The 19711-nt window shown below is 61.0% G+C and carries 22 protein-coding genes, 1 pseudogene and 1 riboswitch; of the genes and pseudogenes, 4 read left to right on the plus strand and 19 right to left on the minus strand.

What is annotated here, in order from left to right; translation table 11 throughout:
• Nucleotides 1–111: 111 nt before the first annotated feature.
• Nucleotides 112–579: a hypothetical protein gene (locus NMD14_13305; protein ID XEI31750.1), complete on the minus strand. Its 468-nt coding sequence runs from the start codon at nt 577–579 to the stop codon at nt 112–114.
• A gap of 224 nt (nt 580–803) precedes the next feature.
• On the opposite strand from NMD14_13305, the gene NMD14_13310 reads away from it, so the two are divergent.
• On the plus strand, nt 804–1499 hold the full coding sequence (locus NMD14_13310) for an RluA family pseudouridine synthase (GenBank protein ID XEI31751.1): 696 nt from the start codon (nt 804–806) through the stop codon (nt 1497–1499).
• Nucleotides 1500–1666: 167 nt separating this feature from the next.
• Here NMD14_13310 and udp read toward each other — a convergent pair whose 3' ends face one another.
• On the minus strand, nt 1667–2422 hold the full coding sequence (udp, locus tag NMD14_13315; GenBank protein ID XEI31752.1) for a uridine phosphorylase: 756 nt from the start codon (nt 2420–2422) through the stop codon (nt 1667–1669).
• Nucleotides 2423–3044: 622 nt separating this feature from the next.
• Between udp and bamE the strand changes: the two genes are divergently transcribed.
• A complete protein-coding gene (gene bamE / locus NMD14_13320; protein XEI31753.1) occupies nt 3045–3383 on the plus strand; it encodes an outer membrane protein assembly factor BamE in 339 nt (112 codons plus the stop codon).
• A 136-nt stretch (nt 3384–3519) separates the two neighbouring features.
• Here the strand turns inward: bamE and folE are convergent, their stop codons facing one another.
• A complete protein-coding gene (gene folE, locus NMD14_13325; protein XEI31754.1) occupies nt 3520–4176 on the minus strand; it encodes a GTP cyclohydrolase I FolE in 657 nt (218 codons plus the stop codon).
• 293 nt (nt 4177–4469) lie between these two features.
• Here folE and moeA point away from each other — a divergent pair, with 293 nt between their 5' ends.
• Both moeA and moeB read left to right on the plus strand, forming a co-directional pair.
• Nucleotides 4470–5702, plus strand: coding sequence for a molybdopterin molybdotransferase MoeA (moeA, locus tag NMD14_13330; protein XEI31755.1), 1233 nt, complete (start codon nt 4470–4472; stop codon nt 5700–5702).
• A complete protein-coding gene (gene moeB / locus NMD14_13335; protein ID XEI31756.1) occupies nt 5699–6454 on the plus strand; it encodes a molybdopterin-synthase adenylyltransferase MoeB in 756 nt (251 codons plus the stop codon). Before moeA ends, moeB begins: the two co-directional genes overlap by 4 nt.
• 66 nt (nt 6455–6520) lie before the next feature.
• Here the strand turns inward: moeB and NMD14_13340 are convergent, their stop codons facing one another.
• The 16 genes and pseudogenes from NMD14_13340 to moaA form a co-directional block, all read right to left on the minus strand.
• Nucleotides 6521–7297, minus strand: coding sequence for an alpha/beta fold hydrolase (locus NMD14_13340; GenBank protein XEI31757.1), 777 nt, complete (start codon nt 7295–7297; stop codon nt 6521–6523).
• A gap of 91 nt (nt 7298–7388) precedes the next feature.
• Nucleotides 7389–8489: a molybdenum ABC transporter ATP-binding protein gene (modC, locus tag NMD14_13345; protein ID XEI31758.1), complete on the minus strand. Its 1101-nt coding sequence runs from the start codon at nt 8487–8489 to the stop codon at nt 7389–7391.
• On the minus strand, nt 8486–9166 hold the full coding sequence (gene modB / locus NMD14_13350) for a molybdate ABC transporter permease subunit (protein ID XEI31759.1): 681 nt from the start codon (nt 9164–9166) through the stop codon (nt 8486–8488). Before modB ends, modC begins: the two co-directional genes overlap by 4 nt.
• Nucleotides 9167–9277: 111 nt before the next feature.
• Nucleotides 9278–10006, minus strand: coding sequence for a molybdate ABC transporter substrate-binding protein (gene modA, locus NMD14_13355; GenBank protein ID XEI31760.1), 729 nt, complete (start codon nt 10004–10006; stop codon nt 9278–9280).
• 87 nt (nt 10007–10093) lie between these two features.
• Entirely contained in the window at nt 10094–10567 is a 474-nt protein-coding gene (gene moaE / locus NMD14_13360; protein XEI31761.1) for a molybdopterin synthase catalytic subunit MoaE, read from the minus strand.
• Nucleotides 10568–10668: 101 nt separating this feature from the next.
• Nucleotides 10669–10914 (minus strand): molybdopterin synthase sulfur carrier subunit, encoded by a 246-nt coding sequence (gene moaD, locus NMD14_13365; protein ID XEI31762.1) that lies wholly within the window; start codon nt 10912–10914, stop codon nt 10669–10671.
• Nucleotides 10911–11435: a cyclic pyranopterin monophosphate synthase MoaC gene (moaC, locus tag NMD14_13370; protein ID XEI31763.1), complete on the minus strand. Its 525-nt coding sequence runs from the start codon at nt 11433–11435 to the stop codon at nt 10911–10913. Before moaC ends, moaD begins: the two co-directional genes overlap by 4 nt.
• Before the next feature lie 9 nt (nt 11436–11444).
• The gene (moaB, locus tag NMD14_13375; GenBank protein ID XEI31764.1) at nt 11445–11951 is read right to left on the minus strand and encodes a molybdenum cofactor biosynthesis protein B; all 507 of its coding nucleotides are present in this window, start codon (nt 11949–11951) and stop codon (nt 11445–11447) included.
• 240 nt (nt 11952–12191) lie between these two features.
• Nucleotides 12192–12785, minus strand: a complete 594-nt coding sequence (locus NMD14_13380; protein XEI31765.1) for a cytochrome c3 family protein — start codon at nt 12783–12785, stop codon at nt 12192–12194.
• A gap of 11 nt (nt 12786–12796) precedes the next feature.
• A complete protein-coding gene (locus NMD14_13385) occupies nt 12797–13252 on the minus strand; it encodes a nitrate reductase cytochrome c-type subunit (protein ID XEI31766.1) in 456 nt (151 codons plus the stop codon).
• Entirely contained in the window at nt 13252–14127 is an 876-nt protein-coding gene (gene napH, locus NMD14_13390; protein XEI31767.1) for a quinol dehydrogenase ferredoxin subunit NapH, read from the minus strand. Before napH ends, NMD14_13385 begins: the two co-directional genes overlap by 1 nt.
• Nucleotides 14124–14861, minus strand: a complete 738-nt coding sequence (gene napG, locus NMD14_13395; GenBank protein ID XEI31768.1) for a ferredoxin-type protein NapG — start codon at nt 14859–14861, stop codon at nt 14124–14126. Before napG ends, napH begins: the two co-directional genes overlap by 4 nt.
• A 16-nt stretch (nt 14862–14877) precedes the next feature.
• A complete protein-coding gene (napA, locus tag NMD14_13400; protein XEI31769.1) occupies nt 14878–17367 on the minus strand; it encodes a nitrate reductase catalytic subunit NapA in 2490 nt (829 codons plus the stop codon).
• A 101-nt stretch (nt 17368–17468) separates the two neighbouring features.
• Entirely contained in the window at nt 17469–17723 is a 255-nt protein-coding gene (locus NMD14_13405) for a chaperone NapD (protein ID XEI34764.1), read from the minus strand.
• Nucleotides 17724–17752: 29 nt separating this feature from the next.
• Nucleotides 17753–18295 carry a ferredoxin-type protein NapF gene (gene napF / locus NMD14_13410; GenBank protein XEI31770.1) on the minus strand — a complete coding sequence of 181 codons (543 nt, stop codon included), beginning with the start codon at nt 18293–18295 and terminating at the stop codon, nt 17753–17755.
• A gap of 238 nt (nt 18296–18533) precedes the next feature.
• Nucleotides 18534–19528: pseudogene (moaA, locus tag NMD14_13415) on the minus strand (GTP 3',8-cyclase MoaA).
• Nucleotides 19516–19669: riboswitch (molybdenum cofactor riboswitch) on the minus strand. It overlaps the preceding pseudogene by 13 nt.
• Nucleotides 19670–19711 lie beyond the last annotated feature (42 nt).

A 19711-nucleotide genomic window follows, 5' to 3' on the forward strand; every position in this document is an offset into this window, starting at 1 on the left:
ATAACACTCTCTACGAGATAAAAGAGGGACCAGCCGACAAGGCTGGCCCCTCTTTTTCCGGCCGCGTATTTCAGGCCGCAAGAGAAACTGAGGATAGGGTGATTGGCAGCCCTACTCGGGCATGGCCGCATCCTCCAGCTCTTCGTCAGACTCCCCCTTGGTGCAATCGATGATGGATCGCTTGGGGTTGTTGGGGTCGCGCAGCAGCAGGGGGGCAGAACCCTCGCTGTGCTTCTGTTCATCGCCAAACTCGCTGCCGTAGGCGTTGTGGGTCAACCGGCGGGCGTTGGCGATGGGCGTATCGACAAACAGGGCGTGTACCTCGAAGCTGGCGGCGGGCACGATAAAACCGACCACCGGCAGGCCGTGCAGCTCCTCGTGCACCTTGTACCAGGCAAAGCCGTCGCTCACCTTGTAGGGGGTGTAGTTGGCCAGCTGTAGATTGGCGGCCCTGCCGCTCTCATTCACATAGAGATCGGTAAATTCACAGGTCGCCAGCCCCTGCCACATCCGCTCGAATGGCGTCGCACAGCCCGCCAGTTGCAACCCAGCCAGCAGCATCAACCCTCTCTTCCACATTCCCCGCCCCTTCTTGCAAAAATGAATCGGCGCTCAGTCAAACGCCCGCAGCCGGATGGCACCTGCGAATTGGCCAGCTTACCCTTCAGACCATACTATCCGCCACCGCTGTATCATCGGCAAGGGCACGGTCAGGTGCAATAGCCACGCATCATTTAGCCCCACACACAGATCCAGATCTGGCATTGAGGTATGATGACCGCCCTTTTTCTAGCGGCTTCGTCATGTCGACCATCATAGATACTTTTATCGCCCCGCCCTGCAGTGCCGCCATCGAGATCCTGTTTGAGGATGAGCACCTGCTGCTCATCAACAAGCCGAGTGGCCTGCTGAGCCTGTCGGGCAAGAACCCGCAGAACCTCGATTCGGTGCACTATCGCTTGGTGCAGGATTATCCTGGCTGCACCCTGGTGCATCGCCTAGATTTTGGCACCTCAGGCATCATGGTGGTCGCCAGAAACAAGGCCATCAACGCCCTGCTCTGCCAGCAATTCAGCCAGCGCGCGGTAAGCAAGGCCTACAGCGCCCTGCTCTGTGGCCATCTGGCTGACGATGAGGGGGTGATCGATGCCCCCATCGCCAAGGATCCGGCGATTTTCCCGCTGATGAAGATCTGCGCCGCCAGCGGCAAACCCGCCCGCTCCCGCTATCGGGTGATTGAGCGGCTGGCGCAGCAGATGCAGGGGCAGACCGTGCCACTGACCCGGGTAAGGCTGGTGCCGGAGACCGGCCGCACCCATCAGCTGCGCATTCACAGCCAGCTGCTGGGCCACCCCATCCTCGGCTGCGATCTCTATGGCGGTCTGCGGTTGCCTGGCTGCAAGCAAGCCCCGCGGCTGATGTTGCATGCCAGCGATCTGGATTTTGCACATCCGGTGAGCGGTGAGCCGATGCAGATCCGCTGTGCAGCGCCTTTTTAGGGGCAATCAGTAGAGGCCGTCAGTAGATGGCAATAGACGCGAGTGCGGCGGGAACAGTGAAAGGCGTGACGGGAGAAGAAAGGGACAAACGGCGGATAAAGATAGGGGCCGCGCTTTCGCAACGGCCCCCACCCCCCACTCGGTACTCTTTGTTACAAAGAGGGCTATCAGATCAGCTTGCGGGCGGCGCCCAGCACGATCTTGATGGCATCAGATTCGGTCTTCGCCATGGTTTCGGCGTTCGGGATTTCCTGCTGGGTACGGTTGACGATAACGCCAGCTACCATACCGGCACGCAGGCCCTGGCTGGAGCACATGGTCAGCAGGGTTGCAGACTCCATCTCATAGTTCAGCACGCCCATGGCTTGCCACTCTTTCATGGAACCCTGGAAACGGCTCACTACGCGGCCGGATACGGTGTCGTAACGCTCCTGACCCGGGTAGAAGGTGTCGGAGGAGGCAGTCACACCGATGTGCAGCTTGGAGCCCATCTCTTTGGCGGTGTTGACCAGCGCGGTGGTGCAGTCGAAGTCGGCAACAGCCGGGAACTCCATCGGTGCGAAGTGCAGGCTGGCACCGTCGAGGCGCACGGAGCCGGTGGTCACGATCACATCACCCACGTTCAGGTGCGGCTGGATGGCGCCGGTGGTGCCGATGCGCAGGAAGGTGCGGATACCCAGCTGGGCCAGCTCTTCTACTGCGATGGAGGTGGACGGGCCACCGATACCGGTAGAGCAGATGATCACGGCCTTGCCGTCCATCTCGCCGCGCCAGGTAGTGAATTCACGATGGCTGGCCAGGTGCACCGGGTTATCCAACAGCTCTGCGATGCGCTTGACGCGCTCGGGGTCACCGGGGACGATCGCCAGGGTGGCGCCTTGCAGATCCGCTTTCTTCAAACCCAAGTGAAATACATCAGACATAGTGGACTCCTGGTTGCCCCCTGCCAGCATGGTCAGGACGCAAATTAAGATGATTCTTTGTGGTACTTTCCAGCCGTTACCCCCCTCTTTGGGGAGGCGCCAACTATGGTCGAAAGCGCTTTCCAATTCCTTGAAGCGCCTCACACTTCCACGCATTGACAGTCACAAACTCCGCGCAAAACGTTTGCTAACTCAATGAAATAATTGACAAACGTTTTTCTTGGAAATGAGCGCAAAGCGGGAAAGTCAAGCCTAGTTCAACGCTTAATTAACGACTCGTGATCGACCCGTAAAGTTGCAAACAAATTGCTTTTGTATCCCTTTCATGAGGCTAGTTTAGCCACCAATGACCACTTAATGGTGTAACAATGCCGTGCGACTGCCCCTGGTTCAGGCCCACAACGTTTTGAAGATGCCTGCGACTTCACCAACCCGAAACCGGCACGCGACAAGAAGATCGTCGCCATCTTCAGCGCGGCAATGTAATAGTTGCCTGCTTGCCAGAAAGGGTCGCAGTACGACCTTTTTTATTGGCTGATGGATCAATGGCTTTTTACTTCCGTGGAGGGAGTCGGTATGATTTGCCGAGCCAAAAAGACTGTATGGATGATCTTAACTCGATATGCGGATGAAACACCTGATTGCCGCGGCTTTGACCGCCCTCACCCTCTCCGGTTGCAGCCTGGTCTATCGCATTGATATTCCTCAGGGCAACTATGTGGAACAAAAACAGGTCGACAAACTGCGCCAGGGTATGACCCGCGAGCAGGTCAGCTATGTGCTGGGAACCCCCATGCTGCGCGACGGCTTTGACCCCAACACCTGGTACTACCTCTATGAATTCCAGCCGGGCCACGGCGACAAGGAACGCAAAGAGTTCACCGTCACCTTCGCCAACGACAGGCTCACCACAGTGACGGGCGACTTCCCGCTACCCGCAGCTTTCAGTACCCCGCTCTGATATCCCACAAAACCGGCCTCGCGCCGGTTTTGTTTTATCCAGCCATCGCCCTCATCGGCGCACTCAATGAAAAACGCCAACAATGGCTGCTGGCGTTTCGTTTATTCAGCGCAGTGGTTACAAAAGAACCGAAATTTTATCCGCGCAGGCCGCCCAGAAACTCGGCACGGGTATCGGGCTGGGTCTTGAACACCCCGCCGAGGGAGGTGGTGGTGGTGTAAGAAGTCGAATCCATCACCCCACGCGCCTTGACGCAGTAGTGGGTCGCCTTGATGCTGATGGCCACGTCCTTGGTGCCGAGCAGGGTCTGCAGCGCCAGCAAGATCTGCTGGGTCAGCCGCTCCTGCACCTGGGGACGGCGGGCGAAGAACTGCACGATGCGGTTGATCTTCGACAGGCCAATCACCTTGCCACGAGGGATATAGGCCACATGGGCCAGCCCGTCGATGGTGACGAAGTGGTGTTCGCAGGTGCTGGTGAGGCTGATGTCCCGCACCATGATCATCTCGTCCACCTGCATCTTGTTCTCGATCACCGTCACCTTGGGGAAGGTGGAGTAATCGAGGCCGGAGAAGATCTCGTTGACGTACATCTTGGCGATGCGGTGCGGCGTCTCAGCCAGACTGTCATCGGCCAGATCCAGCCCCAGCGTCTCCATGATGGAGCGCATATGGCCTTCGATCTTCTCCCGCTTCTGCTGGCTGTTCAGCTCGTTGGCGACCAGGGGGGTTTCCAGTCCCTGGGCTTCGAGGGCAGCCCTGACCAGCAAGGCTTCCGGACTTAAGGTTGTCATTATCTTCTCTCCCACGCTCAGGGACTATAAGGGCCGCTCAAGGAGCAACCCCTTATGTTATGGCGGCGCACAGGGCCGACAGCATCGCGATGATGGTAGCCACACGGGATGTGACGGCCATCGGTTATGGCGGCATAGTAAACGGCCATTGCCGCCAAGATTCAAGTCAACTTGTGCGTCACCTCATACTTTATGGCCGTTTCAGCACCAATTGCCTCGAGATTCCCTTGAGATAACCTGCCCATCCCCGGGGATTTTTGTGATAATCCCGCCTTCAATCATAGAAAGAGGTCATGACGATGGGATTTGATACCAGCGGACTACTCCCCTTAAGCGATGCCCTGCAAGGGATGCTGGAACAACTCGCCTGCTGCTGCGACAGCGAGCAGCTGCCCCTGCCAGAGGCCCTTGGCCGGGTGCTGGCCAGCGACATCGCCTCCCCCCTCGCCGTGCCCCCCTTCGACAACTCCGCCATGGACGGTTACGCCGTGCGGTTGGCCGATCTCGCTGCTGGCACCCCGCTCATCATGGCGGGCAAGGCCTTTGCCGGTAAGCCCTATCAGGGCGAGTGGCCCGCTGGCCACTGCGTGCGGATCATGACCGGCGCCCCGGTCCCCCCAGGTACCGATGCGGTGGTGATGCAGGAAGAAACGCAGGCCGACGGCGATCGGATCACTTTTCTGGCACAACCCGAACCGGGCCAGAATATCCGCCGCGCCGGCAGCGATATCGGCAAGGGCGCCTGCGTGCTGCCAGCCGGTACTCGCCTCACCCCAAGAGAGATGCCACTGCTGGCCTCCCTCGGCGTGGCCACCGTCGCGGTGCGCCGCCCACTGAAAGTGGCCATCTTCAGCACTGGTGACGAGCTCAAACCGGTCGGCACCCCGCTTGCCCACGGCGATATCTATGACTCCAACCGCTATGGCGTGCGGGCCATGCTGGCGCGTCTGGGCTGCGACTGCCTCGACCTTGGCATCATCCCGGACGATCCCGCCCAGCTACGCGCCGCCTTTATCCGCGCCGATAAAGAGGCCGATGTGCTGATCACCACCGGCGGCGTATCGGTGGGGGAAGCGGACTTCACCAAACAGTTGCTGGACGAGCTCGGCGAGATTGGCTTCTGGAAGCTCGCCATCAAACCGGGCAAGCCGTTTGCCTTTGGTCGCCTGCCCCGCGCCTGGTTCTTCGGCCTGCCGGGCAACCCGGTCTCCGCCATGGTCACCTTCGATCAGCTGGTGCAACCGGCGCTGGCCAAGCTGGCGGGTCAGCACTTCGAGCGCCCGCTCCAGCTGCAAGCCATTGCGGCCGAGCTACTCAAAAAGAGCCCCGGCCGACTCGACTTCCAGCGCGGCATTCTGAGTCAGGGGCCAAATGGCCTCGAGGTGCGCAGCACCGGCTCGCAGGACTCCGCCGTGTTCAGCTCCCTGTCACGAGCCAACTGCTACATCGTTCTTGAACGGGAACGGGGCCGCGTCGCCGCGGGCGAGACGGTGACCGTGGAGCCATTCGGGGGATTGCTGCTGTGAGCGAGATCCTGAGCGACGCCGAACTGCTGCGCTACAACCGCCAGATCATCCTCAAATCCTTCGACTTCGAGGGGCAGGAGGCGCTCAAGCAGGCCAGGGTGCTGGTGATCGGCGCCGGTGGCCTTGGTTGCGCCGCCAGCCAGTATCTGGCGGTGGCCGGGGTTGGCCAGCTCACCCTGGTCGATTTCGACAAGGTGGAGCTCTCCAACCTGCAGCGTCAGGTGCTGCACAACGATGAGCGGATCGGCCACCACAAGGTGGACTCTGCCGCCCGGTCACTGCGCGCCCTCAACCCCTGGCTCAACGTGGAGACCCACGCTGCCGTTGCCGACGAGGCGCTGCTCGATAGCCTGCTGCCACGGCATCAGCTGGTACTCGACTGCACCGACAATCTGGCCATTCGCAACATGCTGAATCAAAAGGCTCGCCAGCATGGCGTGCCACTGGTCAGCGGCGCCGCCATCCGGCTGGAGGGGCAGCTCTGCAGCTTCACCTGGCAGGAAGATGAGCCCTGCTACGCCTGCCTCAGCGCCCTGTTTGGCGAGCAGGCCCTCACCTGCGTCGAGGCGGGGGTACTCGCCCCCGTGGTGGGATTGGTGGGCAGCCTGCAAGCACTGGAAGCCATCAAGCTCCTAGCAGGTATGGGCAAAAGCTACAGCGGCCGCCTGCTGATGATCGACGGCCTGAGCGGCACCTTCCGCGAGATGAAGCTGCCCAAACGCCCCGACTGTCCGGTCTGCTCCCATCCTTAAACCCGCGCGATACCCACAAAAAAGCCGAACCCTGTGGTTCGGCTTTTTTGTATCCCGGACCCACATTCAGTGGGTGGAGAGGATCCGCTGCAGCAGGTGGTTAAAGCCCGAGGGATCTTCCGCGGGCCAGGCGTGGTGGCCGTTGGGTGTGTGGATGGTGGCGTTGGGCAGGGCGGCAAACTGCTCTACCCGTTTGGCCAGCGGCAGGTAGTCGTGACTGGTGGAAATGATGGCCACCGGCTGCCAGATGGTGCCGAGCCGGGCGCGTACCGACCAGCCGGGTAACGCCTCCAGCAGCGCCTTGTAGGTTTTCTTTTTATTGCGCACGAAACGCAGCCGGAAGGTGTGACGCACCTGCGCAAGATCCGGGCCCGGGAAGAGCTCGCGTCCCAGCCACCAGGCGAGCGGGCGCATGCCAAACCAGCGCAGCCACTTGAGGCGCTGGGCGTAACGCTCCTGCTCTTTGGGGGTCTCCAGCAGAAACTCGCTAAAACCGTTGACCAGCACCAGCCCCTGCACCTTGTGGGGCAGTTGCAGCGCCAGCTCCAGCGCCACCATGGCCCCGAGCGACAATCCCACGACCCAGGCGGGCTCGGGCTGCTCGTCGAGCCAGTTCACCACATCGGCTGCCAGGGTCGCCACATCGAACGGCCCCTCCTGCATGCTCTGGCCGTGGCCGCGCAGATCCAGTGCCACCACCCGGTAGTGTTCGGAAAACCGTTCGATCTGCGCCTGCCAGTCGAGGCTGGAGGAGCCCAACCCATGCAGCAGCAACAGCAAGGGGCCCTCCCCCGCGCTGCGCAGGGCAAGACCGTTGAATTTCATCACCTGATTGCGGCGCATCAGTGTATTGCCTCTCGACTCATCACCTGAATCATCTCTTGTTGTTATGTCGCCCGTGGCCATCCTGCCACGTTATCAGCACGGCGCCCAATCAGCCTTCGCTGACCAGACTCACCGCCTTGATATAAGCGTAGATCTGCTGCTCCGGTGCCAGCGCCAGGCGCCTGGCGGAGCGGCTGGTGATCCGGGCCAGCAGTATCTGCTCACCCAGCGCCAACTGCAACAGGGTCTGGCCGGGGCGCACCTCGCGCACCGCCAGCAAGCGAGTGACGAGACAGTTGGAGAGACTGGAGTGCTCGATGGGGGCGGTAGCGATCACTACATCGCGCCCCGCCACCTTGATCTGCAAGGGGCCGCTCTCATCCGGCACATGGGTCATGGTAACCCGCAACTGCTGCTCGCCAAGCTGCAGGGTCGCCATCTGCTCGTCATCATCGTAGTGAGAGAGGGTCGCATCCAGCATCACCCCGGCATCGTCACGGCTGGCGAGTGACAGGTCGGTACGGGCGAAGATCTCGCTCGGCCGCCCTTGCGCCTCCACCCTGCCACTTTCCAGCAGCACCAGCTGATCGCAGAGCAGGCTCACCTCCTCCATCGCGTGGCTGACGAAGATCATCGGGATGCCGCTCTCCTGCTGCAAGCCTTTGAGCACATGGGCCTGATGGATGCGGCTGCGTCGATCGAGCGCCGAGAAAGGCTCATCGAGCAGCAGCAGATCAGGCTCGGCCAGCAGCGCCCGCCCCAATGCCACCCGCTGGCGTTGACCGCCAGATAGGGCATGGGCAGGTTGCCCCAGCAGATCGGCAAAACCGAGCCGAGCCGCCAGCGCTTCGGGCTGCCAGCGCCCTCGCCCCTTGCGGGCCGCCAGTTGCAGATTGCCGAGCACCGTCAGATGGGGGAAGAGCCGCGAGTCCTGAAACACCAGTCCGATCCGGCGCGCTTCGGGCAGAAGTTGAGCATACTCCCGATCGCGCCACAACAAGCGATCCCCGCTTTGGCGATCGAGCCCGGCGATGATGCGCAGCAGGGTGCTCTTGCCGCAGCCGGAGGGGCCGAACAGGCCGAGGATCCCCCCCAGCTCGAGGGCCAGTGCGCAATCGAGGGTAAAGGGGCCAAACTCACGCCGGGCATGGAGGCTCAAGGCATGGCGGTGCGGCACGTTCACAGGCGGCATAGTGGCGGGCTGGTTCATCCAAACACTCTCCGCTGTCTGCGCTGCAGCACACCATAGACCAGCACCAGCATCACCAGCGAGAAGACCATCAAGCCGCCTGCCAGAATATGGGCGTTCTGGTAATCCATCGCCTCTACATGATCAAACAGGGCAATCGAAAGCACCTGGGTCTCGCCGGGGATATTGCCGCCAATCATCAGCACCACGCCAAACTCCCCCAGGGTGTGGGCAAAGCCCAGCGCTGCCGCCATCACGAAGCTGGGCAGGGTCATCGGCAAGATGATGTGGAAGAAGCGCTCCAGCGGGCCGAGCCCCAGGGTCGCAGCAGCTTCCAGCTCCTTGTTGCCCATGTTGACGAAGGCGGAGGTGAGCGGCTGCACCACGAACGGCAGCGAATAGAGGATGGAGGCAAACAGCAGGCCGAGAAAGCTGAAGGCGAGCGGGGCGCCAAAGGTGTCGCGCCACCAGGCGCCAAAACCATATTCGGGGGAAAAGGCGAGCAGCAGATAAAAACCCAGTACCGTGGGAGGCAGCACCAACGGCAGTGCCACCAGCGCCTCCACCAGCGGCCGCAGCCGGTTCTGACTGCGCGACAGCCACCAGGCGAGCGGCGGTGCCAGCAACAGCAAAATCGCTGTGGTGCAGGCCGCAAGCTTCAGGGTGAGCCAGACCGCCAGCAGATCCCCTTCACTCATTGCCGACCTCCCGGTTGATAAGTGCCCCCAACGGCATGGTCTCCATCCTTATTGCAAAGAGTGGCCGACCCGAAGGCCGACCACTCAGGGTATCGCATCAGCCCCATCCCCTTATTGGGGCAAGGCATAACCAGCTGCCTTAATCTGCGCCTGACCCGGCCCCTTGAGCCAGGCCACCAGCGCCTCGACCGCGGCGCCTTTCTTCAATACCAGCCCCTGCTGCTCGATGGGGGGATAGAAGCTCGCAGGCACTGCCCAGGCTTCACCAGTCTTGCCCGCTTCCACCAGATTGGCCCAGGCGACAAAGCCCAGCTCGGCATTGCCGGTGTCGACAAATTGCCAGGTCTGGCCGATGTTGGCGCCGGTCAGCAACCGGTACTGCTTGGGATCGATCTTGAGATGGGTGAGGGTCGCCATGGCGGCAGCACCATAGGGTGCGGTACGGGCATTGGCGATGGCAAGGTTGCCTTTCCAACTGCGCAGGGTCGCCTCGTCAGGGGCCGGCCCCCCTTTCTTCCACAGCCCCAGCTGGCCGATGGCGTAGGTGAAGCGATCGCTCCCCTTGCCCTCTTTTTCCAGCTTCTCGGGGGTCGCCGCATCGGCAGAGAGGAAGAGATCGAACGGTGCGCCGTGACTGATCTGGGTGTAGAGCACTCCGGTGGCGGCAGACGAGATGGCCAGGGTGTGGCCGGTCTTGGCGGTGAACTCCTTGCCGATACGATCTATGGTGCCCTTGAAGTTGGCCGCCACGGCCACTTTCACTTCATCGGCCTGAACGGCACCGGTATGCAAGGTGGCGGCGCAGATGCCTGCGATAACAACAGATAACAGCGGTTTCATTCCCTTTCTCCTGATGGGGCCCGCACATCCGCGCCCCTTGACGGGGCCGTGGTTCCCGTTGAACCTGCGCCCCTCGTGATGAACAGGTCAGGCTTGCCAGCGGGCAGCGGCGGCGTTATCGCTCTCCTTGGCCTCGACCCAGCGTTGCACACCCTCGGCGGTCAGCTCTTTTTTCCAGAACGGCGCCCGGGTTTTCAAGAAATCCATGATGAAGTGACAGGCATCAAAGGCGGCGTTGCGGTGGGCACTGCTCACCGCCACCAGCACGATCTGATCGCCAAGCCACAACTCGCCGATACGATGAATGAGGGTACACTCCTGCAGCGGCCAGCGGCGACGGGCCTCCTGCACGATATCGGCCAGCGCCTTCTCGGTCATTCCGGGGTAGTGCTCGAGGGCCAGCCCCTTCACCTCCTCCCCCTGATTGAAGTCGCGCACCTTGCCAACGAAGGTGACGATAGCGCCACTGTCTGGGCGGGTGGCGAGGCGGGCATATTCGTCCGCCAGCGAGAAATCCTCCCGCTGCACCACAATGCGATCTGTGATGGCTACGTCGTTCATGGCTCAGCCTCCGGTCGTTACTGGAGAGAAAGGAAAGAAGGCCACTTCGTCACCACCGCACAGCTCAGTGGTGCGATCCACGGTCATTATCTCGCTCATCCTTAACCTCCGGTCACCGGCGGGAAGAAGGCCACCTCATCGCCATCGTTGATGGGGGTATCGAGGGGCACCAGGGTCTGGTTGACCGCCACCAGCAGTTTGCCAGCTTCAAGCGCCAACGCCCACTTGTCGCCGCGCTCACAGAGCGCTGCGCGCAGTTGTTCGGCGGTGGCGTAGTCGCACGGTAGGCTCAGCTCATCGCAGGCAACCAGCTCTCTTACTTGCGCAAAAAACAGTACCTTGATCATGCTTGCTCCCCACTATTTGACCCCAGCTGAAAATGGCCGGACTTGCCGCCCTTTTTCTCGACCAGTCGCACCTGCTCGATCACCATGTCCTTTTGCACCGCCTTGCACATGTCGTAGATGGTCAGCGCTGCAACCGACGCGGCGGTCAGCGCCTCCATCTCGACACCAGTCTTGCCTGATAGCTTGCAGAGAGTACGGATATGCACCTTGTGCTGCTCGGGCAGCGGCACTATCTCCACCTCGACTTTGGTCAAGGCCAGCGGATGGCAGAGGGGGATAAGATCGGAGGTCTTCTTGGCGGCCATGATGCCGGCGATACGGGCGGTGGCAAACACGTCACCCTTGTGGTGCTGGCCGCTCAGGATCAGCGCCAGCGTCTCGGGGGCCATGGCAACAAACGCCTCGGCACGGGCTTCGCGCTCGGTCACCAGCTTGTCGGTCACATCCACCATATGGGCTTCGCCACTCTGGTTCAGATGCGTCAGGTTGGGCTGGGTCTGCTTGGGATCGGTCTGGTTCATCGTTGGCCCTCAGAGGTGGGAGACAAAGTTGCACGGCTTGGTGCGGGCATCGAGCTGATCGCGGATCAGTTGCTCCCAGCCCAGCTGGCAGGCGCCGGTGGAGCCGGGCAGGCAGCAGATTAGAGTGCGATTGGCGAGTCCCGCCAGCGCACGGCTCTGCATGGCGGAGCCTTTAATCTCGGCAAAAGAGAGCTGACGGAACATCTCGCCAAAGCCCTGTACGGTGCGCTCGAACAGCACACCGACCGCTTCCGGTACCCGGTTTTGTTCATTGAAGCCAGTGCCGCCATTGATCAGCACCACCTGCACCCCTTCATCGGCGATCCACTCGCTCACCCGCGCCCGGATGCGAAACAGGTTGTCCGGGCAGAGCGCCCGATCGGCCAGCTGATGGCCCGCATCGGTGAGGGCCGAGACCAGATAGTCACCCGAGCTGTCATCGGCGGCGGTGCGGCTGTCGGAGACCGTCAGCACAGCGATCTTGAGGGGAATAAATGCGTTTTTTTTCTGTCCCATCGGGCAGCTCCTTGTGGCTATGGACCGTCAACGAGGCAGGAAGATAAGGGGTATGAGAGGCCAGCTGTCAGGGCTCAGAAACTGACGCGGACAGGTGTGACCAACTTGCTCAAGCGTGTGACGGCGGGCTGATTCTATCAAAGGTTTCACGAGATATGGGATTTAAAAGACAAACATCTCAATGCTTGTCCCAGATATGAACAAAAGCAGGCCGGGGTAACCCGGCCTGTCGTCGCAGGATCAGAACCCTTTAACCCCGGTCATGTCGGGCAGCTGGTGAGCAATCCCCTTGTGACAGTCGATGCAGGTGCCCTGCCCCTCCTTGCCGAGGTTGGCCGAGTGCATCTTGGCGGCGCGCTGCCCCTGCAGGGAGAAGTCCATGTACTCGAAGTTGTGGCAGTTGCGGCACTCACGCGAATCGGTCTCTTTCATTCGCTGCCACTCCCGCTCCGCCATCTCGCGCCGGTGCGATTCGAACTTCTCGCGGGTATCCACCTTGCCGGTGATCATACCCCACAGCTCCTTGGAAGCCTGCACCTTGCGGATGATCTTGTAGGTCCACTCGTGCGGCACGTGGCAATCCGGGCAGCTGGCCCGCACGCCGGAGCGGTTGGCGTAGTGGATGGTGTCTCGGTACTCCATGAAGACGTTGTCCTTCATCTCGTGACAGCTGGTACAGAACTTCTCGGTGTTGGAGGCCTCCATGGCGGTGTTGAAGCCACCCCAGAAAATCACGCCGCCGAAAAAGCCCATCAGCAGGATGACCCAGAGGGCCGCCCTGGACGGAGACTTGAAGGTGGTCCACAGACGCTGGATAAAGCCGGGTAATTTCATCTATGGATTCCTCAGTTCAGCGCTTCAACCGGTTTAAAGGTATTTTCCACCAGCGGCTTGGCATCCGCTTGCGGCACATGGCACTGCAGGCAGAAGTAGCGACGGGGGGAGACTTCACCCAAGGTCAGGCCGTCGCGGGTCTCGAAGTGAGTCGGACTGATCTTGGGGGCCTTCATGGCACTGGCATTCTTGAAGCTGTGGCAGGCCAGGCACTTGTTGACCTTGGTATCCACCTCGTAGTTGCGAATGTCGTGGGGGATCAGCGGCGGCTGATGCATGTACTGGCGATCATAGGGCGCGCCATCCTTGCGGAAATTTTTCAGCGGCGCAGCGGTGTCTTCGATCACCAGATCGGTGGCACCACGCTCGGACTTGAGGCCACCGGTACTGTTGGTGATCTCGGGGGCGGCGGCCATCAAGGATCCCGCCATCAGGCAGGCCAGCATTGCTCCAATCAGCTTTTTCATTATTTGTTCTCCGACGTTTTTTCTGCCTTGACGGCAAAACCTACAGTGATTTCAAAAACTTGTTCCGCGCAGACATCGATGCAGCGGCCGCAGTTGGTACACTCCTGAGCCGCAATCAAGGGCCCGTGACCGCGCTTGGCACCGTGAACAGGCCCGCGCAGGATGGGACGCTCCGGGCAGACCGCATAACAATCCATGCAGTTGTTGCACCGCTCGCGCCCCTTGGCAGAAATCTTGATAAACCCGACCCGGTTGACCAGGGCATAGAAGGCCCCCACCGGACAGAGATGACCACACCAGCCCCGCTCAACAACGAACAGATCGAACAGGAACAGCGCCACCAGCAGGGCCCAGCCCGCCCCCATGCCAAACAGCAGACCGCGCATGGCGAGCGACACCGGATTGACCAGCTCCCACGCCATCACCCCGACCACCGCAGGCACCACCAGCACCATGGCCAGTAGCCAATAGCGGGTCGCACGGCTGAACTGGCCATTGCCCTTGAGGCCAAGGCGCCCCCTGAGCCAGGCCGCCGCATCCGTGATGAGGTTGACCGGACAGACCCAGGAGCAGAACACCCGCCCACCGACCAGCCAGTAACCGGCCAGCACGATGATAGCCCCCAGCCAGAGGGTGGTGATGGGCCAGTGGCCCGCCGCCAGCGACTGCAGCAGGGTCAGCGGATCGGTCAGCGGCAAAGTCTCCAGCAACAGCGAGCTGGAGAGGTTGCCCTTGAGGATCCAGATCCCCGCCAGCGGCCCCAGCAAAAACAGCGCGAGCACGCCGAATTGACTCAGCCGACGCAGCAGCAGGAAGCGGTGGGAACGCCACCACCCCAGCTTGATGCGAGCCTCTTCCCCCGGATAACGACTCATAACCCCTCCGGTTTGCGGGTGGGCAGGGTGAGCCTATCGCCGATGAGCGACTTGTTCCCCGCCTTGGCCTTCTCTTCCCAGCCGAGCCGGTAGTGATGACCCAGCTCCCCCTTGGCGAGCTGGCGAGGCACCACCTTGATGGCCGCTTCCTCCAGCACGCAGGCGTGCTCGCACTTGCCACAGCCGGTACAGATATCGCTGTGTACCGTAGGCAGGAACATGGCGTGCTTGCCGGTGCGCTGGTTATGTTGCAGCTCAAGGGTGATCGCCTTGTCAATCAGCGGACAGACCCGATAGCAGACATCGCAGCGCAGACCCAGATAGTTGAGGCAGGTCTCGTGATCGATGAGCACTGCCACTCCCATCCGGGCCTGATCGATGTCGGTCATCTGCTGATCCAGCGCCCCGCTCGGACAAGCCGCCACACAAGGGATGTCATCACACATCTCGCACGGCACGGCACGCGCCTTGAAATAGGGGGTGCCGGTGGTCACAGGGTCAAACAGCCGGGCGAGCTTGAGGGTGTCGTAGGGGCACGCCTCGACGCAGAGCCCGCAACGCACGCAGGCGCCGAGAAACTCTGCTTCATCGAGGGCGGCAGGCGGGCGCAGCGCCTGGGCAGGCACAGCTTGTACCTGCTGGCGTGCCACGCCACCGAGCCCCACGCCAAGCAGGCCCACACCGCAGGCCCCCTTGGCCATGTCGGCCAGAAACTGGCGACGACTACGACTCATCTCGCACTCCCCCGCCTTAAGCCTTCATCACCTTGACGGCGCACTTCTTGTAATCGGTCTCTTTCGAGAGCGGATCGGTGGCGTCCAAGGTCAGCTTGTTGACCAGCTGGCTGGCATCAAAGAAGGGCATGAAGACCAGTCCTTTCGGCGGACGGTTGCGACCACGGGTCTCGACACGGGTCTTCACCTCGCCACGGCGGGAGGAGACGATCACCTCTTCGCCACGACGCACGCCGCGAGCCTTGGCATCATCCGGGTGCATAAACAGCACCGCATCCGGAAAGGCGCGATAGAGCTCGGGCACCCGACGGGTCATGGTGCCGGTGTGCCAGTGTTCCAGCACACGACCGGTGGAGAGCCACAGATCGTACTCTTGGTCCGGCGACTCGGCGGCGGGCTCGAACGGCAGGGCGAAGATGACCGCCTTGCCATCGGGCTTGCCATAAAAACGCACCCCCTCGCCCGCTTTCACATAGGGGTCGAACCCTTCGCGATAGCGCCACAGGGTCTCTTTGCCATCGACTACCGGCCAGCGCAGACCGCGCGCTTCGTGGTACTGATCGAACGGTGCCAGATCGTGACCGTGGCCGCGACCGAAGCTGGCGTACTCCTCGAACAGACCTTTCTGAACGTAGAACCCGAAGTGCTCGGCCTCGTCGTTCAGCAGCCCTTTGCTCTGCTCTTTCGGGAACTGGTTTACCTGACCGTTGGCATAGAGCACGTCGAACAGGGTTTTGCCCTTCACTTCCGGCATCTTGGCAATCAGCTCAGCCGGCCACACCTCCTCAACCTTGAAGCGCTTGGAGAACTCCATCAGCTGCCACAAGTCGGACTTGGCCCCTTCCGGCGCTTTCACCTGCTGGTGCCAGAACTGGGTGCGGCGCTCGGCGTTACCGTAGGCCCCCTCTTTCTCCACCCACATGGCGGTGGGCAGGATGAGGTCAGCGGCCTGGGCGGTGACGGTCGGGTACGGGTCAGAGACCACGATGAAGTTGCGCGGGTCACGATAGCCAGGCAGGCGATCGGTATTCATGTTGGGACCGGCCTGCATGTTGTTGTTACACATCACCCAGTAAGCGTTGAGCTTGCCATCCTTGAGCATGCGATCTTGCAGCACGGCGTGGAAACCCACCTTGTCGGGAATGGTCCCCTCCGGCAGTTTCCAGATCTGCTCGGCAATGGCGCGGTGCTTGGGCTCGGTCACCACCATGTCGGCAGGCAGACGGTGAGCAAAGGTACCCACTTCACGCGCGGTGCCACAGGCAGAGGGCTGACCGGTCAGTGAGAAAGGACCATTACCCGGCTCGGAGATCTTGCCGGTCAGCAGGTGGATGTTGTAGCAGAGATTGTTGGCCCAGACGCCACGGGTATGCTGGTTGAAACCCATGGTCCAGTAGGAGACCACCTTCTTGCCCGGGTCGGCATAGAGCTTGGCCAGCTTTTCCAGCTTATCTTTGGAGACGCCGGAGAGCTTGGAGACCGACTCCACATCGTAATCCGCCACGAACTTGGCAAACTCCTCGAAGGTCATCGGAGTGGCGTCGCCGCTGTCCGGGTTCTTCGCTTTCTGCTGCAGCGGATCGGTCGGGCGCAGGCCGTAACCGATGTCGGTGACCCCCTTTTTGAACACAGTGTGCTTGTTGACGAAGTCCCAGTTCACCTTGTCGTTCTGGATGATGTAGTTGGCGACATAGTTGAGGATCGCCAGATCGGTCTGCGGAGTGAACACCATGCCGTTGTCCGCCAGCTCGAAGCTGCGGTGCTCGAAGGTGGAGAGCACGTGCACCTGCACATCCGGGTTGGAGAGACGGCGATCAGACATCCGCGACCAGAGGATGGGATGCATCTCGGCCATGTTGGAGCCCCACAGCACGAACGCATCGGCCTGCTCGATATCGTCGTAGCAACCCATCGGCTCGTCCATACCGAAGGTACGCATGAAACCGACGACCGCAGAGGCCATGCAGTGACGGGCATTGGGGTCGATGTTGTTGGTACGGAAACCGGCCTTCATCAGCTTGGCGGCGGCATAGCCTTCCCAGACGGTCCACTGGCCGGAGCCGAACATGCCGACGGCGGTTGGCCCCTTCTCTTTCAGGGTGGCCTTGAACTTCTCGGCCATGATGTCGAACGCCTGATCCCAGCTGATGGGGGCGAAGTCGCCATCCTTGTCAAACTGGCCGTTCTTCATCCGCAGCATCGGCTGGGTCAGGCGATCCTGGCCATACATGATCTTGGAGAGGAAGTAGCCCTTGATGCAGTTGAGGCCACGGTTGACCGGTGCATCGGGGTCGCCCTGAGTCGCCACAACCCGACCATCCTGAGAGCCCACCAGCACGGAGCAGCCGGTACCGCAGAAGCGGCAGGGAGCCTTATCCCAATGGATGGCCGTCTTGTCGGTACTGGTGATGAGATTGGCTGCCAGCGTGGGGGCACTGACACCGGCCACGGCAGCGGCAGCTGCCACCGCGTTGGCCTTCATAAAGTCGCGTCGACTCAGCTTCATGGCATATCCTCACATTGCTTATCGCGTAATAGTTGTCGAATCTGTCGAACGGGAGCCAGCCATCAGCGGCAGAGGGCACGCCCGGCATCCCATCACTCTTTTCAGTGACCGCCCAGTTCATCGAACTGGTGGTAAATCAGGGCGGCAGAGAGCACACCCGGCATCGCCTGTATCGCATCAATGGCCGCCATGATCGGCCGCTGGCTCGGACCTTCCAGGGTCACTACCAGCTTGCCCTCGTCACTGACGGCGTGGATCTCGGCCCCTTCAAGGGCACCAATCTGCTCGGCGAGCTGATGGCGCAAGGGGGGCTGGGTCAGCACCACCAGACTCGATACATGGAACTCCTGATCCATTGTGGCTTCTGTGTCACACGGCTTCTGACTCATTCTGACTCCTGCTTGAGGGTGGGCTGGCTCGCACCACCGGATGGGGCGGCTCGCCCGTCGACCTTGATGCTGCCAACCGGACAATCCTGCACACAGGCGCCGCAGCCGTTACAGCGATCCGGCGCCACTGTCGGGGTGGGCACGCGCCCCAGTACCGGAATAAAACGAATGGCATTGGGCTCGCAGCTGTCCTGACAGCGCTGGCAGAACACCTGGCCATTGGCCAGACAGTTGGCCTCGATATGGGCCTTGTAGTGCCAGGGGGACTCGCTGGTCGGGCGAAACAGCGGCGCCTTGCAGACCGTGACGCACTCGGTGCAGAAAGTGCACTCACCACGCTGGAAATCGACAACCGGAAAACCGCCCTCGCCACTCACCAGGATCTGCTCCGGGCAGGCGGCCAGACAGTCGCCGCAGCGGGTGCAGTCGGCGACAAATGCCGACCAGTTGACTGACCAGGGCAACTGCACCGGCGGTTCGGCAGTTCTCAGCCGACCCCGGAACAGACCGCGGCGGGCAAGATCGATCTCATCCGGCATGTTGACTCCTGTCCTGGCGAGGAATGGACCAAGTTGAATATCTTATTGGCATTCTTGATACCAATTATAAGAGTGGGTCTATATTGCGGCCCTGACAAGTTCAGGGATATACCACCAGGGAGATAAACAGGAGGGATTCTTGCGCCAGATCAAAGCCTTGCAGCGCAATAAAAATGGAGGTATCGGTTAAAATACCTCCATGTGAGGATTGCTATTTAATCGTTGGCGATTTTTGCGGTTATCCGCCGATCGAGGCGAGATGAGGGGTGATGCCGGCATTGCCCTCATGGAGACGATGGGTGGCACTCTTGCCCGCCAGTGCCGCGCGAATGCGCTGTTGCAGCTCATCGGATTGCGCATCTGCGCCGAGCAGATCCCGCAGGTCGATGCCGTTGTCGCCAAACAGGCACAGATGCAGCTTCCCCAGTGAGGAGACCCGCAGCCGATTGCAACCGGCACAGAAATCCTTGCTATAGGGCATGATGAGCCCCACCCCACCTTGCGAATCGGGGTGCATAAAGACCTGCGCCGGGCCGTCATCCGTGCCCCGCAACTGCTGCACCCAGCCGCTCTCCAGCAAACGCTGTTTGATCTGCTCGCCGCTGACATGGTGGTCACGAAACAGGGCATCCATCTCGCCGGTCTGCATAAGTTCGATAAAACGCAACTCGATGGGCTTGTGCCTGATCCAGCCCAGAAAGGCATCGAGCTGGTAGTCGTTGAGCCCCTTGAGCAGCACCGCATTGATCTTCACCGATATAAAACCGGCGGCCAGTGCCGCTTCGATCCCCTCCATCACCTCCGCCAGCTTGTTTTCACCGGTGATCTGGTGAAACTGGCGGGGGTCGAGACTGTCGACACTGACATTCAGCGCGTTGAGTCCGGCATCAAACCACTCTTGGGCCCGCTCCTTGAGGCGATAGCCGTTGGTGGTCATGGCGACCTTCTCGATACCCGGGGTGGTAGCAATCACATTGACGATCTCGGTGAAATCGCGGCGCAGGGAAGGCTCGCCCCCCGTGATGCGCACCTTGCGGGTGCCCATGGCGGCAAAACCGCTGACCACGCGGCGGATCTCGTCAATCGAGAGAAAGGGTTGACGCCCCGCTTTGTGACCTTCCGGGGGCGATAGCCGTCAGGCAGGCAATAGGTGCAACGAAAATTGCACACATCGGTGACTGACAGACGCAAATAGTAAAAACGACGGGAAAAACCATCTTCAAGTGGCAACATAAACACCTTTCCAAATACGGGAGGCCAGGGCATTTCTTTCCTGACCCTTACAGCTCGACGATTGTGTTCAACTGTCGGCTGACGGCTGGTTTCCCCCTATCGCTAGGACGTAGGCAAAACCGCTCGGAGTTCATCTAGTTTTTCGATGCTAACACAAGTTGGAGTACACTCCCACGCATCTTG

Origin of the sequence: Aeromonas veronii (genome assembly GCA_041319085.1) — a bacterium.
GTDB lineage: Bacteria > Pseudomonadota > Gammaproteobacteria > Enterobacterales > Aeromonadaceae > Aeromonas > Aeromonas veronii_F.

Coding starts and splice junctions, on each gene's coding strand:
- NMD14_13385 (XEI31766.1), bottom strand. CDS start 13,252: ATGAAAAAGCTGATTGGAGCAATGCTGGCCTGCCTGATGGCGGGATCC.
- modC (XEI31758.1), bottom strand. CDS start 8,489: ATGAACCAGCCCGCCACTATGCCGCCTGTGAACGTGCCGCACCGCCAT.
- modB (XEI31759.1), bottom strand. CDS start 9,166: ATGAGTGAAGGGGATCTGCTGGCGGTCTGGCTCACCCTGAAGCTTGCG.
- modA (XEI31760.1), bottom strand. CDS start 10,006: ATGAAACCGCTGTTATCTGTTGTTATCGCAGGCATCTGCGCCGCCACC.
- napF (XEI31770.1), bottom strand. CDS start 18,295: ATGCCGGATGAGATCGATCTTGCCCGCCGCGGTCTGTTCCGGGGTCGG.
- napH (XEI31767.1), bottom strand. CDS start 14,127: ATGAGTCGTTATCCGGGGGAAGAGGCTCGCATCAAGCTGGGGTGGTGG.
- udp (XEI31752.1), bottom strand. CDS start 2,422: ATGTCTGATGTATTTCACTTGGGTTTGAAGAAAGCGGATCTGCAAGGC.
- folE (XEI31754.1), bottom strand. CDS start 4,176: ATGACAACCTTAAGTCCGGAAGCCTTGCTGGTCAGGGCTGCCCTCGAA.
- napA (XEI31769.1), bottom strand. CDS start 17,367: ATGAAGCTGAGTCGACGCGACTTTATGAAGGCCAACGCGGTGGCAGCT.
- moaB (XEI31764.1), bottom strand. CDS start 11,951: ATGGGACAGAAAAAAAACGCATTTATTCCCCTCAAGATCGCTGTGCTG.
- bamE (XEI31753.1), top strand. CDS start 3,045: ATGCGGATGAAACACCTGATTGCCGCGGCTTTGACCGCCCTCACCCTC.
- NMD14_13305 (XEI31750.1), bottom strand. CDS start 579: ATGTGGAAGAGAGGGTTGATGCTGCTGGCTGGGTTGCAACTGGCGGGC.
- NMD14_13380 (XEI31765.1), bottom strand. CDS start 12,785: ATGAAATTACCCGGCTTTATCCAGCGTCTGTGGACCACCTTCAAGTCT.
- NMD14_13405 (XEI34764.1), bottom strand. CDS start 17,723: ATGGATCAGGAGTTCCATGTATCGAGTCTGGTGGTGCTGACCCAGCCC.
- NMD14_13340 (XEI31757.1), bottom strand. CDS start 7,297: ATGCGCCGCAATCAGGTGATGAAATTCAACGGTCTTGCCCTGCGCAGC.
- moeA (XEI31755.1), top strand. CDS start 4,470: ATGACGATGGGATTTGATACCAGCGGACTACTCCCCTTAAGCGATGCC.
- NMD14_13310 (XEI31751.1), top strand. CDS start 804: ATGTCGACCATCATAGATACTTTTATCGCCCCGCCCTGCAGTGCCGCC.
- moaD (XEI31762.1), bottom strand. CDS start 10,914: ATGATCAAGGTACTGTTTTTTGCGCAAGTAAGAGAGCTGGTTGCCTGC.
- napG (XEI31768.1), bottom strand. CDS start 14,861: ATGAGTCGTAGTCGTCGCCAGTTTCTGGCCGACATGGCCAAGGGGGCC.
- moaE (XEI31761.1), bottom strand. CDS start 10,567: ATGAACGACGTAGCCATCACAGATCGCATTGTGGTGCAGCGGGAGGAT.
- moaC (XEI31763.1), bottom strand. CDS start 11,435: ATGAACCAGACCGATCCCAAGCAGACCCAGCCCAACCTGACGCATCTG.